At 34.1% G+C, this 16,348-nt stretch carries 10 protein-coding genes; 6 read left to right on the top strand and 4 right to left on the bottom strand.

What is annotated here, in order from left to right; translation table 11 throughout:
* The coding region (locus V1T75_RS15250; RefSeq protein ID WP_443082053.1) for a hypothetical protein at positions 1-1,239 on the top strand (1,239 nt) is incomplete at its 5' end.
* Between the two features lie 138 nt (positions 1,240-1,377).
* Here the strand turns inward: V1T75_RS15250 and V1T75_RS15255 are convergent.
* Positions 1,378-2,205: a universal stress protein gene (locus V1T75_RS15255; RefSeq protein ID WP_330489361.1), complete on the bottom strand. Its 828-nt coding sequence runs from the start codon at positions 2,203-2,205 to the stop codon at positions 1,378-1,380.
* Positions 2,206-2,363: 158 nt separating this feature from the next.
* Between V1T75_RS15255 and rimP the strand changes: the two genes are divergently transcribed.
* From rimP to V1T75_RS15280, 5 genes are all read left to right on the top strand, one after another.
* Complete coding sequence (gene rimP, locus V1T75_RS15260) at positions 2,364-2,825, top strand: ribosome assembly cofactor RimP (protein WP_330489362.1); 462 nt, start codon at positions 2,364-2,366, stop codon at positions 2,823-2,825.
* 12 nt (positions 2,826-2,837) lie between these two features.
* The gene (gene nusA, locus V1T75_RS15265; protein ID WP_330489363.1) at positions 2,838-4,094 is read left to right on the top strand and encodes a transcription termination factor NusA; all 1,257 of its coding nucleotides are present in this window, start codon (positions 2,838-2,840) and stop codon (positions 4,092-4,094) included.
* Positions 4,095-4,226: 132 nt separating this feature from the next.
* Positions 4,227-7,085: a translation initiation factor IF-2 gene (infB, locus tag V1T75_RS15270; protein WP_330489364.1), complete on the top strand. Its 2,859-nt coding sequence runs from the start codon at positions 4,227-4,229 to the stop codon at positions 7,083-7,085.
* A 366-nt stretch (positions 7,086-7,451) separates the two neighbouring features.
* Positions 7,452-8,423: a zinc metalloprotease gene (locus tag V1T75_RS15275; protein WP_330489365.1), complete on the top strand. Its 972-nt coding sequence runs from the start codon at positions 7,452-7,454 to the stop codon at positions 8,421-8,423.
* An 88-nt stretch (positions 8,424-8,511) separates the two neighbouring features.
* Positions 8,512-8,937, top strand: coding sequence for a hypothetical protein (locus V1T75_RS15280; RefSeq protein WP_330489366.1), 426 nt, complete (start codon positions 8,512-8,514; stop codon positions 8,935-8,937).
* A gap of 56 nt (positions 8,938-8,993) precedes the next feature.
* On the opposite strand, the gene V1T75_RS15285 is transcribed toward V1T75_RS15280, so the two are convergent.
* From V1T75_RS15285 to V1T75_RS15295, 3 genes are all read right to left on the bottom strand, one after another.
* Positions 8,994-10,946, bottom strand: coding sequence for a hypothetical protein (locus V1T75_RS15285; RefSeq protein ID WP_330489367.1), 1,953 nt, complete (start codon positions 10,944-10,946; stop codon positions 8,994-8,996).
* A gap of 121 nt (positions 10,947-11,067) precedes the next feature.
* Positions 11,068-13,815, bottom strand: a complete 2,748-nt coding sequence (locus V1T75_RS15290; protein WP_330489368.1) for a TonB-dependent receptor — start codon at positions 13,813-13,815, stop codon at positions 11,068-11,070.
* A 135-nt stretch (positions 13,816-13,950) separates the two neighbouring features.
* Positions 13,951-16,278 carry a TonB-dependent receptor gene (locus V1T75_RS15295; protein WP_330489369.1) on the bottom strand — a complete coding sequence of 776 codons (2,328 nt, stop codon included), beginning with the start codon at positions 16,276-16,278 and terminating at the stop codon, positions 13,951-13,953.
* Between the last annotated feature and the right edge of the window lie 70 nt (positions 16,279-16,348).

Here is a 16,348-nt window from a genome sequence, read left to right on the forward strand (position 1 = left end):
CCAGAAGTGGTAAGCACTACGTGGACAGACAACTGTGGTATTGGCGGAGAGAAATCAGGTAGTATCAACGGAGTCGCAGGCGAAGTAATGGCAGGCGAAGACGGTTGTACCCAATACAGAGATTATACGTTCAATGCAACGGACGACTGTGGCAACCCAGCAGCAACAGTGGTCATCCGTGTAACGAGAATGTACGATGAAACTGCTCCGGTAATAGTTGATTTACCTGAAAGTCTTGAATTATGTGATGAAGGATTGCCAGAAATGTTGAATGCAAGATGGACAGACAATTGTTCAGCTGGAGGAGATTTAGTAGCGTATCCTACAAACATAAGAGAAGAGGGCTGTGTTCAGTACGCAGATTATGTGTTCACAGCAACGGATGATTGTGGTAATAGTATTACAGAAACAGTGACAATGTCAAATAAAACTGATTTATTTGAAAACTGCGAAACAGCATTTGCAAGAGCTGATAATTATACGTGTTTCTTAGATGATGGCTTTAACCGTTGGGGTTGGACAAATTATTTTGCAGAAGAAGGTACATATACACTTCCTTTGTATTCGGGAGCAGGTCAATGTGATATTTCTAAGGGAGTTCAATCAGGTGAGGTTGTAGTTACGTATCTGGATGGATATGTAACGGTAGAATATAATTTATTCGAAGGTTATGTAATGAGCGTAGCACATGTGTACATAGGATGTGAAAAATATCCTACAAAAAATGGTAAAGAAACAGTAGCTCCAGGACAGTATAATTTTAATACAAGTACGTTGGATTATGTGTCTAATTATACTGTGGGACCTATTGAAGCTAGTGGACCAATATATGTCATTGCTCATGCTGTAACTTGTGAAGAGGTTTGTAGATGTCACGAGTCGGTTGATAATGGTGGAACGTTTACTCCAAATGGTTCTGTAGAACCTTGTAAGGAAGAAGTGCTAGATCCAGTTCAACAAGAACCATTAAACTTTAGTGCTTATCCTGTACCGTTTGAAAATGAGTTGACAGTAGAGTATAATTATAAGTTTGATACCAATGTGGCTATTGAGATTTATACTATGAATGGTATTTTGATTAAAAGAGTTGAAAACAATGCTTATATCAAAGGAACCAAGGAGCAGATGATAATAGATTTATCAAATGTGCAAAATCAAGCTTTAATTGTAAGAATGATTACAAATAGAGGTGTTGTTAATAAGAAAATTATAGCAATGCGCCCTAAGAAAAGAAAGTAATCTGAATTATGAACAGGAATTGTTTAAAGGAGCCTAGGAAACAAAGCTTCTTTAAACATGACCTTAAAATTAAAAGAAACTAAATAAAAACGCTAAGACCATGGTCTTAGCGTTTTTTTTACCTTCAGTTTAGAGGTTTTAAATTTTAAAAGTAAGCATGGGTTTTATTGATTTTTTAGATAAGTGTTTGGTGATGCTTCCATTAAAAATATGAGCTAATCCACTCCTTCCGTGGGTTGCTAACGCAATAATATCTGCATTAATCTTGTTAGAAAAGTTTAAAATTCCTTTTTCGATTGAAGAATCGTTGTAAACATTAATAGTGTAGTTTTTTAAACCATATTTTTCGATAAATTGTTTAATGCGGTTGTTGGTTTCTTGAGTATTTTCAAATTTTTGAGGAGTGTTTATTTTTAGTAGGTGAATTTTACTGTCAAAGTTTTCAGCAAAGGTTAAAAAGCGCTCAAAAGGTTGAGTTTTTTCAGGTTTGAAACTAGAAGCAAACACTAGGTTTTTAGGAGTAAAATGATCTCCGTTTTTTTTGGTGACAATTACAGGGATATCAGAGTTTCTTACAATTTTTTCGGTGTTAGAACCAATAAGAATCTCTTCTAAATTTGTATGCCCTTTCGACCCCATGACAATAAGATCGGGTGCATTCTTTTTAGAATAATCTTGAATTCCCTCAAAAGGACTTTGAAACCGTATTGCATGTATGACATTTTCGTTTTTTGAAAAAAACTGTTTTTTGTAATCAAGCATTCTATCGCGAACTTTTCTAATATACAACATGCTCTCAGGGATACTAAAATTGGTCCCTGCTCCCATGTCTACAAATCCAGTAGGAAGCTCAACCATATGAAGTAGGTGAACTTCGCTATTCGCTTTTTTAGCTATTGTTGAAGCTAATTTAGAAGCGTATTCCGAAGGTTTTGAAAAATCGATTGGTACTAGTATTTTTTTCATAATAAGAAGATTTAAAGAGAGATAGTCACTTAAATATACGAAAAAACAATTAACAAATAAAAGATATTTGTGTGTTAGTGAATAACTTACTATATTTGCAGCAAATTTATTAATCAGATAGATGAAGGGGACGAGAGTCCCCTCTTTTTATACCTAAGATGAATCAAGAACGAGTTAAAGAATTATTACAAGAAGCCTTACAAGAAAATGAATCATTATATTTAATAGATTTACAGTTCTTGGCAGATAATAAAATAAAAGTAATAGTAGATGGTGATTCTGGAGTACCTTTGAGTGAGTGTATTCGTATTAGTAGAAATATAGAGCATAATTTAGATAGAGAAGAAGAAGACTTTTCATTAGAAGTTACAACGCCAGATATTGCTCAGCCATTAACCGTAAAGCGCCAGTATAAAAAGAATATTAACAGAATTCTAAAAGTTAAAACAGCAACTGAAGAATTTGAAGGAACCTTAACAGAGGTAACAGAAGACACTATTACCTTGTTTTGGAAAGCAAGAGAACCTAAGCCGATAGGCAAAGGAAAGCATACGGTAGAAAAAACAGAAACGCTAGCGTATCAAGATATTAAAGAAGCAAAAGTGAAGATCATATTTTAATTAGAGAATGAAATGGAAAATATTGCGTTAATAGAGTCATTTTCGGAGTTTAAAGATAATAAAAGTATAGACAGAGTAACCTTAATGTCTATCTTAGAAGAAGTATTTCGTGCCGCCTTAAAACGTAGGTTTGGGTCTGATGAGAACTTTGATATCATTATCAACCCAGATAAAGGAGATTTGGAAATTTGGAGAAACCGTGTGGTGGTGGCAGATGGAATGTCTGAAGACGATAATGAAGAAATTGAACTTTCAGAAGCAAGAAAAATCGAACCAGATTTTGAAATCGGGGAAGATGTTTCTGAAGAAGTAAAGTTAGTAGATTTAGGAAGACGTGCTATTTTAGCATTGCGTCAAAACTTAATTTCTAAAATTCACGAACACGATAGTACAAACGTCTTTAAACAATTTAAAGACTTAGAAGGTGAAATTTATAGTGCTGAAGTGCACCATATTCGTCATAATGCTGTAATTTTGTTGGATGACGAAGGAAATGAGATTGTTTTACCTAAGAGTGAACAAATTCGTTCTGACTTCTTTAGAAAAGGAGATGCAGTTAGAGGAGTGATAAAATCAGTAGAGTTAAGGGGTAACAAACCAGCTATTATTTTATCAAGAACTTCGCCAGCGTTCTTAGTGAAATTATTTGAACAAGAAATTCCTGAAGTTTTCGACGGTTTAATTACTATTGAAGGTGTTGCAAGAATTCCTGGAGATAAAGCAAAAATAGCCGTAGATTCTTACGATGATAGAATTGACCCTGTTGGAGCTTGTGTTGGTGTAAAAGGTTCTCGTATTCACGGTATTGTTCGTGAACTAGGAAACGAAAATATTGATGTGATCAACTATACAAAAAACGAGCAGCTATTTGTAGCTAGAGCACTAAGTCCAGCTAAAGTAACTTCAGTAGATATTGAAATGTTTGATGAAGAGAAGAATGGTAAAAAAGGACGTGTCAATGTTTTATTAAAGCCAGAAGAAGTATCAAAAGCAATTGGTAGAGCTGGAGTAAATATTCGTTTGGCAAGTGAGTTAACAGGTTACGAAATTGACGTTCAAAGAGAAGGTATCGAAGAAGAAGATGTTGAGTTAACAGAGTTTTCTGATGAAATTGAAGCTTGGGTAATTGAAGAATTCAAGAAAATAGGTTTAGATACAGCAAAGAGTGTTTTAGAAAAAGACGTATCAATGTTAGTACAAAGAACCGATTTAGAGGAAGAAACAATTTTAGATGTTCAACGAATTTTAAGAGAAGAATTCGAAGATTAATATAAAATAAAAAGGAAGCTGGTATCCTGTGTGGAAAACTATACAAAATCTAGCAAAAAGAAGAAAAAAAGCATAACTATACGTACTGCGCGTGTAAAGTGTGTTTTTTCAATAAAAAGTATAAAATAATATATGGCTGAAGGCAAAAAATTAAGACTAAATAAGGTTTTAAGAGAACTAAACATTTCTTTAGATAGAGCTGTTGAACACCTAGCTAAAAATGGCTATGAGATCGAAGCTCGCCCTACTACCAAAATATCAGATGCTGAATATCAAATTTTATTTGATGGTTTTCAAACTGATAAATCTAAAAAGGTGGCCTCTAAAGAAGTGAGCGAAGAAAAGAAAAAAGAGAAAGAGGCAATTCGTCAGCAATTAGAACAAGAGCAAGAAAGAAAGAGATTAGAAGAGGAAGCTAAAAAACAAGAAGTTTTAAAAGCCAAAGCTGAAAAGTTAGAACTTAAAACAGTAGGTAAAATAGATGTTGAAACTGGTAAGGCTATTGAAGAAATAGCTGAAGAAGTAAAACCAGAGCCTACTAAAAAAGAGGAGAAAGTAGAGGAACCGAAGAAAGAAGAGTCTGTTCAACCAGTTCAAGAAACTAAAAAAGTGGAAGAACCAGTTAAGGTTGAAGAGAAAAAGCCAGAACCTCCTAAAACTGAAAAACCAAAGGAACAAACAGTTAATACTCCTAAAAAGGAAGTGAAAAAAGAACAGCCTAAAGAAGTAAAAAAGACTGTTGAAAATAAGGTTAAAGAGGTGAAGCAACCAGTAAAGGAGGTGGAGATAACTCCAGAGAATGCTGAGAAAATTAAAACTCAGTACAAAAAATTAGACGGCCCTAATTTTACAGGTCAAAAAATTGATTTAAAACAATTTGAAAGACCCAAAAAGAAAAAACCTGAAGCGAATAAAGCTGACGGAGATAAAAAGAAGCGTAAGAGAATTAGCAAGCCAGGAACTCCTGGAACTGGAGCTAAACCTCAAGGAAATAATAATAGAGGAGGTCAAAACCGAGGAGGTCAAAGAGGTGGTAACCGAGGAGGTCAAAGAGGTAGAAGACCAGCTACGGCTCCAAAAGAAGAGCTAACAGAAGCACAAATTCAAAAACAAGTTAGAGAAACTTTAGAAAAACTTCAAGGTAAATCTAAAAAAGGAAAAGGTGCAAAATACCGTAGAGACAAAAGAGATGCACACCGTCAGCAAAGTGAAGCTGAATTGCAAGCAGCACAAGCAGAAAGCAAGGTGTTAAAAGTAACAGAATTTGTTACGGTAAGTGAAGTAGCAACCATGATGGATGTTCCTGTTACTCAAATTATTTCTACCTGTATGATGTTAGGAATGATGGTAACAATGAATCAACGTTTAGATGCTGAAACATTGCAAATTGTTGCCGAAGAGTTTAACTATACTGTAGAGTTTGTTGGAGCTGAAGTTGAAGAGTCAATTGAAGAGGTAGAAGATAAACCAGAGGACTTAATCACTCGTGCACCGATTATTACTGTAATGGGACACGTAGACCACGGTAAAACATCATTGTTAGATTATATCCGTAACGCAAATGTTATTGAAGGTGAATCAGGAGGAATCACACAGCACATTGGTGCTTATGCCGTGAAGGTAGGAGACCACAAAATAGCCTTTTTAGATACACCTGGTCACGAAGCCTTTACAGCAATGCGTGCTCGTGGAGCTCAAGTAACCGATTTAGTTATTATTGTAGTAGCTGCCGATGATGATGTAATGCCACAAACAAAAGAGGCAATTTCTCATGCACAAGCAGCAGGAGTGCCAATTATTTTTGCAATAAACAAAATAGATAAGCCGAACGCGAATCCAGATAATATTAAAACACAGCTTTCTTCTATGAACCTATTAGTAGAAGATTGGGGTGGTAACATTCAATCACAAGAAATTTCTGCTAAAACAGGACAAGGGGTTGATGAGTTATTAGAAAAAGTATTATTGGAGGCAGAAGTATTAGAGTTAAAAGCGAACCCTAATAAAAATGCAAACGGAGCCGTAGTAGAAGCTTTATTAGATAAAGGTAGGGGATATGTATCTACAATTTTAGTACAAGCAGGTACATTAAAAATTGGAGATTATATCTTAGCAGGAAAACATAGTGGTAAAGTAAGAGCTATGTTTGATGATAAAGGAAGAAAAGTAGAAGAAGCAGGACCTTCTACACCAGTATCAATTTTAGGTTTAGATGGGGCACCTCAAGCTGGTGATAAATTCAATGTATTTGAAGATGAGCGTGAAGCTAAGCAAATAGCAGCAAAACGTTCTCAATTACAACGTGAACAATCAGTTAGAACGCAAAAAACATTAACACTTGCAGAGATTGGTCGTCGTATCGCCTTAGGAGACTTTAAAGAATTAAATATCATCTTAAAAGGAGATGTGGATGGTTCGGTAGAAGCATTAACAGACTCGTTCCAAAAATTATCTACAGAGGAAATCCAAGTAAATATTATTCACAAAGGAGTTGGAGCAATTACTGAATCTGATGTGTTATTAGCAACTGCTTCTGATGCTATTATTGTTGGGTTTAATGTACGTCCTCAAGGAAACGCACGTTCGGTAGCAGATAGAGAAGAAGTTGATATCAGAACATATTCAATTATCTATGATGCTATTAACGATCTGAAAGATGCAATGGAAGGAATGTTATCTCCTGAAATGAAAGAAGAAGTTCTTGGGAATGTAGAAATTAGAGAGGTTTATAAAATTTCTAAAATTGGTAACATTGCAGGATGTATGGTAATGACAGGGAAAATTACAAGAGATGCTAAGGTTCGTGTAATTAGAGATGGAATTGTCGTTCATGATGGTGTATTAGCATCGTTAAAACGTTTTAAAGACGATGTTAAGGAAGTAACCAAAGGATACGATTGTGGTCTTCAAATAAAAGGATACAACGATATTAAAGAAGGAGATACATTAGAAGCTTATACTGAAGTTGCAGTTAAGAAAAAACTTAAGTAATAGTAATATCTTTTTGTTTTATAGCATATAAAAGGAGCCTAATTAGGCTCCTTTTTTTATGTTAATTGGTTACAAATGACTTTTTTTACCCAGTTGATTGGTAGAGTTTTCAAAAAAGATATTATTGTCCATTATCGTTCGCAAGTGATGTTTAGAGAGATTAAACCGTTGTAAATGAGTTAAGAAAAAAATTTTTGATTGTGTATTTAAAACCATACATTGCATATCGTTAAAAAACCCTTCAAATTTTTATTTTAATAATAAAAAATTAACAATTTCTTTCTAGATAAGTTTTGTTTCCTGTTTTTTAACAAAACAAACAACACTGTTAAGTGTTCTTAAAATTAATTTTTAAACATTCACAACATGAAAAGAATTTTTCTTACCATGGCAATCGCTGCTGGAATTTTAGTAGGTTGTCAAACAAATGAACAAAACCCAGATTTAGAACCAGAAGTTGAAGCATCAACTTTACAAAAAGCAGAAAAACAATGTTTTGCTAACGATGTTCTAGAAGCAAATATGGCTAACGATCCTAGCTTAAAAAGTAAAATGGAAAATATTGAAAGTTTTACAGCATCTTATGTACAAAAAGTTAAGTCTGGCGAGGTTCAAGCTAGGTTAGTAAATGGAAAAATACAAATACCTGTTGTATACCACGTAATCTACCGTCAAGCGAGTGAAAACTTATCGTTATCAGTATTACAAGACCAAATAGATGCATTAAACGAAGATTTTAACTTGCAAAACCCTAATAGAGGAGCAATGCCTGCTGAGTTTGCTGGAGTTGAAGCTAATGTAAATATTGATTTTGTTATTGAAGACGTAATTAGAGTTCAAAACACAAAAAAGAGAAGTTGGAGACCAGACGATTCAATGAAGTTTACTTCTTCAGGAGGTAGTGATGTTGTAAATCCACAAGAGTTTTTAAACATCTGGATTGTTAATGTTATGCCATATAGAGGAGGACAAATTTTAGGATATGCACAATTCCCAGGAGGTAGCTGGTCTACAGATGGGGTAGTTTTAGCACATAGTTTTGTTGGTCGTAATCAAAGAACTGCTACACACGAAGTAGGTCACTACTTAAACTTACGTCACATTTGGGGTGATGGTGGATGTGGTGCTAGCGACTTTGTTGCTGATACTCCAGATGCTGATGGTAATAGTAGAGGATGTCCTACTTACCCAGTAATTGAGTGTGGAAGTGCTAACATGACTATGAACTTTATGGATTACTCAGACGATAGCTGTATGTATATGTTTACTGAAGGGCAAAAAGCCAGAATGGATGCGGTATTTGCTCCAGGAGGATTTAGAGCTACTATGGCAGACTAGTCTGTTTTAATACGAAATTCACATATCAAGACGTTCTTTATTTTAAAGAGCGTCTTTTTATTATCATCAACTAAAAATACAAGAATAAATGAAATACCTAAAAATAATAGCTCCTGTAATGTTTTTATTAATGATGAATTGTGCTGCACAAAATAAAACAAAAGGGTTTGATAAAGTAGCTTATGAAGCTCAAACAAGAGGCAGTATGGTACAGTTAACTATTGAAGGAAATAAACTATCATACAAAACCTATGAAAAGGAAGGGAGTATAGAAATAGCAAAAGAAAAATTAGAAGAATTAAACGCTGTGGTTAATGAGATAAATTTAGAAGAAATAAGCAATTTAAAGGCACCTAGTGATAAAAGAATAACAGATGGAGCGTTGCATGCCGAATTTACCATTAAAATAGCCGACAAAGAATACAAGTCAATCACTTTTGATGCGGGTAATCCGCCTAAAGAATTAAAAAAGCTAGAAGATTTTTTATACAAGCTTTCCAATGTAAATGAATAAGTAAAAAACCGAGCATATTGCTCGGTTTTTTCATAAATTATATATTGGATAAGCTATTATAACCCAGCTTCTTTCCAAGACCAAGTAGAGATGTCAACTTTAGTTCCTGTTTTGTAATCAGCTGTAGTAGAAGCAGCTTCTCCATCAATTACAACGTTTGCTAAAGGTCCTCCATCTTTCATATCGATATTTTTGTCATATCCTTCTAACCAGATATTAGTAATGGTAGCTCCAGAAGTCTTTTTAAATTGTAAAGCAGTACCACCAACAGTTGAAATAGCTGTTAAGTTTTCAAACTGAGGGTTGTTGTTCACCTTGTCTCCTTCGAAAGCAGTTGAGAAACCAGCGATGGTATGAGAAATGTAAGTGTTCGTTACTTTTCCGTTCCATCCCTCAGTCCAATCTACAGAGTCATCTTCGTTATTTTCTAGGTATAAGTTAGTTGCAGAAACGGTTCCTCCAAAAAATTCAACTCCGTCATCAGCACCGTTAATTACAGCAATGTTTTCAACAACAGTTCCAGAACCTACAGAATAAAAAGAAACACCGTTATATTGAGATTCTGTGTTAATTTGTGCTCCAGTACCTTTAATTACTAAGTTTTTAATAACCCCTGAGTTATCGTCATCTTGAGTACCACCGTAGATAAATCCTCCAACTTCAGCAGTAACATCTACACCTGCAGAAGTTGTTGCTTTACCACAAATAGTTAAACCACCCCAATCTCCTGGTTTTCCAGCAGCAGAAGCCATTACTACAGGAGCATCAACAGTACCATTAATGTTAATTTTACCACCTTGTAAAACAGCGATATAAACATCTGTTCCTTTTGGATCAACAATAATTTTTGTCCCCGCTTCAATATTTAAAGTAGCTCCATCTTTTACGATATAAGAACCAGTTAAGTTATAAGTTTTATCAGAAGTTAATGTTACGTTTCCAGTAACCTCACCTACTAAAGGAGTAATCTCAACAATTTCTCCATTAATGAAAGACCAAGCAGAGATATCAACTTTAGTTCCTGCGGTATACTCAGTGTCTAATTTTGCAGCCTCACCGTCAATAATAACGTTTGCTAACGGACCTCCATCTTTCATGTCAACATTGTCATCATACCCGTCTAAGAATAAGTTTGTAATAGTAGCACCTGATTGTTTTTTAAATTGTAAAGCAGTACCACCAACAATAGACTTTGCTGTTAAGTTAATTAATTTAGGGTTTTTGTTGTCTTTGTCAGCTTCTACAACAGTTGAGAAACCAGCTTTGGTATTAATTACATAAGAGTTTTCAACTGTACCATTCCACCCTTCAGTCCAATCTATAGCATCGTCTTCCAAGTTTTCTAAGTATAAGTTTTTAGCAGAAACTGTTCCTCCGAAGAATTCAACTCCGTCATCAGCCCCATCAAAAACAGCGATATTTTCAATTGTAGTTCCTGAACCAACTGAATAGAAAGAAACTCCGTTGTATTGAGATTCAGTATTAATTTGTGCTCCGGTACCCTTAATTACTAAGTTTTTAATAACACCTGAGTTATCATCATCTTGAGTACCACCGTAAATAAACCCTCCAACTTCAGCAGTAACATTTGTTCCTGCAGTAGTGGTTGCTTTACCACAAATAGTTAAACCACCCCAATCACCAGGCTTACCATCACTAGAACTCATAACCACAGGGTTGCTGTTAGTTCCGTTAATGTTAATTTTACCACCTTGTAAAACAGCGATATAAACATCTGTTCCTTTAGCATCAGCAACAATACTAGTTCCTGCAGGAATGGTTAATGTAGCTCCGTCTTTAATAACGAAAGAGCTAGTTAAAGAATAAGAGGCATTTGATAATGTATAATCTTCTGAAAGCTCACCACTCATGATTCCGTTTTGTAATTTTTCTACAACATCAGAAACATCAGGAGGTAAAATAGCTGGGTCATCACTACCACAACTTGTAAAAGTTAAAGCTGCAGCAGAAAGAGCTGCTATACTTAATAATTTGAATGATCTTTTCATTTTGAGTTCTTTAGTTTAATTTTATTCTGCAAATTAAGAACCTGTGTTTTTCGTTTCTTTTAACTGAATATTAATTGATTGTTATATAAAACAATGAATATTAATTTAAGGTTAATGAAGCTTAAAACGTGTAATTTAGGCTCAAAGAAACTTGTCTTCCCTTTTTGTAAGACAGTACAGTTTGGTTAGTTTCAATTAAAGTGTTTAAATCACGAACTAATTGAGTTTGCTCAATTTTTGGATCTAATAGGTTTTTACCAACTAACTTTGCCGTAAATCCTTTAAAAATTTGTTTACTTAATACAAGGTCTAGGGTTACAAAACCTTTTTCAATAATTTCATCATTGTAAAGAGTAGCACTGTTGTCAAAATCTTCAGGGGCACCTAATGCATAAATTTTATCAGAAGCATAGTTACCTGTTAAAGTAGCAATGAATTCGTTTTCTTTATTGTTTGAATAACTTAAAGAACCGTTAACAATAAAGTCTGAAGCTCCTTGTAATTCAGATTCAGATTTTCCTTTAAATTGGTATCTAGGAGATAAATCTTGATTAAACCACATTTTAGTTAAGTTAGCTGTAGCATTTAATACAGTTTCTTCGTTTTCGTTCTTTAAAAGATTCAATCTACCTTCAACTTCAAAACCTAGAATATCAGCTTGTTCACCTGTATTGAAGAATTTAAAGTAACCTGATGAACCCTGGTCTTGTGTTAAGTTGATAGGGTTGTTGATTTGTTTGTAAAAAGCAGTAGCAGAAACTAACTGACTTCTACTAGGGAAAAACTCCCACTTTAAATCAATATTATATACGTCAGATTTTTCTAAGTCTTCATTACCTCCAATAACACGACCCGTTGGAGAAACGTATTCGAAAGGAGATAATTCTTTAAATTCAGGTAATGTTTGAGTTACACTTGATGCAAAACGAATAAAGTTTCTATCGTTTAATTCATATTTTAAGTTTACACTTGGGTACAAACTTTCATAAACTCTATTGGTCGATCCAAATCTACCAGGGCGGTTTGCTACATTCCAAGCCATGTCAATTTCATCTCTCTCAAAACGCAAACCGATATTACCAGATAATTTGTTGTCAAATTTGAAGTCAAAGTTAGTATAAGCAGCTAAAACCAATAACTCACCTTGGTATAAATCTGGTTGTTGTTCTCTTAAAATTAAACCAGCGTTCGTTCCTTGTTGTAACGTTTCTGAAATTTGATCAACAGAAGGAGCTGTAAAATCTTTTGCTCTAAATCCTATAAATAAAGAATTAAAAGATCTTTCTTTCTTACGGAAGTTTAATCCGTAGTTTAACGTATAAGGTTTTTCTTCGTATTCATCAGCAACATTACCTAAAGACCAGTGATTTTCAATAAAAGCATTGTATTCAGTATCTTCAATTTTTTGGGAAGATTTTCTTTGTTGGTAATCTCCAACATGAGCAAATTGAATTAAAGGACTAGAATTGATATCTAAAATGTTTACTTCATTTCTAATACGGTTTGGTTCTTCTGCCAAAACAAAATTATAACCAGCAGCCCAGTTTAATTCATTGTTTTTATTCCACTTATGTTCTCCCATTAATTGGTTAACAAACATAGTCGTTTGTTTAAAGTTTTGGTCTCTTACAAAAGCTCCTTCTTCTTGTGGGTCTTGATCAAATACATACCCTTCTCCATTCCTACCTTGTTCATATAATCCATCTTCACCTTTGTTCACAAATAAAGTGTTGTACTTTAATTTATTGTTGTCGTTTAATTTTAAATCAACTCTTATATAACCAGTAGAGTTTGTTTTAGCAATGAAGTTTTCAACATCAGTAAACGAGTTGTTTAATACGTTAGATCTGTATGCTTTAAATAAACCATTTCTATATTCAGATGATTTTGAATGTGAAGCAGAAGCTAAGATTTTCCACTCTTTATTGAATAAATTGAATCTTTTGGCTCCTGATAAAGAAATTCCGTAATTAATTGGAGTCTCTCCTTTTTTAGTATCCCATCCTTGTAGGGTCATTTGGTTTTGAAGAGCAAATTTCTTTTGGTGAAATCCAAAAGTTACATCATCACTAATGGTAGTTCTTCTAAAATTGTCGACTTCAATAGCGTTTGTGTTAACACCTCCGCTTATACCTATAGCAAACATGTCTTTTGTATATTCTTTAGAAGCAATATCTACATTTCCTGATGCTTGATCTGAATAACTAGACGTAGCATAGGTTTTACTAATACCTACGTTTTGTATAACATTAGTGTTGAATAAACTTAAATTAACATTTTTATTACTAACATCGTCAGAAGGAATTGGTAATCCATTCATAGTAGTAGATAAATATCTGTCACCTAAACCACGAATGTAGATGTCACCAGAACCTTCACTTTTATTAACACCAGAAATCTTTGTAGTTGCAGCAGCAGCGTCACTAACTCCTTTTTTAGCTAGCTCTTGTGCTCCAATACTTTCTTTAATTACTGTAGCTTTCTTTTGCTCTAATAATAAGGCCGTTTCTTTTTCTCTACTAACAGTTGCATTAATTTTAACCTCGTCTAAAGCCACTCCTTCATTAGCACCTAATTCTTGATTAACTGTAATAGTTTCGTTTGCTTTTACTAATATTGGTTTTTCAACTGTTTGATAACCAACGAAGCTAAATACAATAGTTTGGTTTCCAGCAGGCACACTAAGCGTGTACTTACCATCCATATCGGTTGTCCCCCCGATAGAAGTTCCTTTAATAAAGACATTCGCAAAAGGTAACGCCTCTCCGCTCATTTCTTTGTCAGTAACTGTACCAGTAACAGTACCTTTGCTTTGAGAAAATGCTAGATTACATAAGCTTAAAAAAGCTATAAATAATATTTTTTTCATTCTAATCTTTGAATTCTGTTTATTTATCCCGCAAAATTCAAGTTAAATAGTAAAGCTAATGTTATGTAGGAATTACGTTTGTATTATTAGAATGTTTCGTTAATGTTAACGAACTTTTGATATGTTATTAAAGTATTAATTGTTTGTAAATTTTAAGCCAAAAACAAAGGTTCTGGGTGTAGCAGGACCGTAAATAAAATTGCTGTCACGCCCTTTACTTACATCAAATTTTGATTGATATGCGTCAAAAATGTTTTTGATACCAGCAATAAACTCTAAATTAGTGTTTAGTTTTTCTAAACTAAAAGTATAGCTAGTGTTAATTCCTAAGTTTAAAAAAGAAGGAGAAGTAAAGTATTCATCTACAGATAGGTTTTGAGGAGAAGCTAAATGCAGTACTTCCATACTTCCTGTATACACTAAGTTTAAAGCTGTTTTAAATTTTTGGTTTGGAGTATAAGTTGCGGTAGCATATCCATAGGTACTAGGTGTGCGTAAAAACTCTTTTTTTAAAGGAAGTTCGTCTGAATTGTTAACGGCTGAATTATATTGGCTCGACTGATAGGTAAAACCCGCATCTAGTTGTAAGATGCCATCATAGTTTAAACGTGTTTCTAAGGTGATCCCTTTTACTATGGCACCATCACCATTTCTTTTTTCAAATACTTCACCAAATTCATCTTCTCCTACAGATTCTAAATAAAAAGCATCTTCTAAATTGGTGTAAAAACTCTCAAAAGTAAATCCGTAGATATAATGTTCGGTAGGTTTGTCGTAATTGAAAGATAGAGTGTAGCTATTTGAGCGTTCTCTTTTTAGGTTATCGGCCAATACAACTCGAGAAATTCCACCACCAGCAAAGGCAATATGTAAATCGGTATCAAAAGCTTGGGGTGCTCTAAATCCGGTTCCCCACGTACCCCTGATTTGTGTGTTTTCAAAAGGGGTAAATAATAAAGATACTCGAGGACTAGCTACATTGTTTACAATCGTTTTTTCAGTTTGGTCTTGTTTTAAAGTATGTAGCTTGTGGTTGTCGTAACGAATACCTGTTAATAAGTTTAATTGTTTGTTGATTTCCCAGTCGCTTTGAAAAAAGAATCCGAAGTTTTGAGTTAATTGATCTACCTTGTAATCATATGCCTCAATAGCATCAAAAACATCATCTTGTACAAATTCACCGCCTAAAGTTAGTACATTGTTTCCTCCTAAAAACTTCTCTAATTGATGATTGAATTGTAATCCACCTTGAAAAGTAGTAGTTGTTGAATTACCATAAGGAGGGTTGGTTAAATGTTCTGTGTACTCAGGAGTATTAATATCTGGACGAATCCCTGTATAATGTTCTCTATTGGTATATTGTGTGGCAAAATAAGAAATTATAGCGCTTTTATCATTGTTAAAGTTGATTTGATAATCGATATTCCCTACGTAAACGTCGTGTATGCGTTCTTCCGATTGCAGTGCAAAATGAGGAACTTTATCAACCATTTCTCCACCGTAGCGATATTCGTTCATTTTGCTAAAATTCACTTCTATTTTTTGGTTTTCTGTAGGAAGGAAAAACAAGTTAGTACCAAATGAATTGTTTTTTAATTCAGGGAGTTCAGAAAAGTTATCATCATTAGCATCGTACAACTCTCTTTTTCTGTTATTTATAAAAAAGGAAACACCAGCATTGTTATCTTCATTTACTAGGGTGGCATTCCCCGTAATAATATGATCAGAAGTCCCTTTGATATTTTGATAGGTATAACCAATGCTATACTTGTTCTTTTTAGGAATTTTAGTGATGACGTTTACCGTTCCTCCAATTGCGCTTGAGCCATACAAAGCAGATCCGCCCCCACGAACAACTTCTATTCGTTCAATCATGTTGGTGGGTATTTGTTCCAATCCGTATAAACCAGTTAAAGGGCTAAAAATAGGGCGTCCATTAATTAAAATTTGTGAGTAGCCACCTGCTAAACCATTCATGCGAAGTTGTGTGTAGTTGCATGTTTGGCAGTCTGTTTCTACACGCAAACCAGTTTGAAATTTCAATCCTTCAGACAAATTACAAGCCTGTACATCTGCCAAGGTTTGACTATTGATAACATTAACGATTACTGGACTGTTGGTTCTACGTTTATCAGTACGTGTTCCAGTAACAGTAACTTGATCTAAAATCTCTGCTGTTTCGGTTAATGTAAAATGAACTGTTTTCTCCTCGTTTTTGTTTAGTGTAATTGTTTTTCTTTCAGATAAAAAACCAATACTAGATGCAACTAAGACGAGTTTGTTTTTGGATGTTTCTAATGTATAGTTTCCAAATTCATTTGTAGTAGTTCCCTTTTTTGTTCCTTTTATAAATATGTTAGCATAAGGAATTGTTTCTCCTGAAGAAGAGGTGATTTTTCCTTTTATTAGTTGTCCGTTTACAATGTTTGAGAGTAGTAGTACTAGGGCAATGTGATTTTTCATGTTAAAATGATTTGCTATTGTATGGTTTTAAATCAACATAATTTTTGCAAATATAAATTAATTTTTAGTC

Origin of the sequence: Tenacibaculum sp. FZY0031 (assembly GCF_036350695.1) — a bacterium.
GTDB lineage: Bacteria > Bacteroidota > Bacteroidia > Flavobacteriales > Flavobacteriaceae > Polaribacter.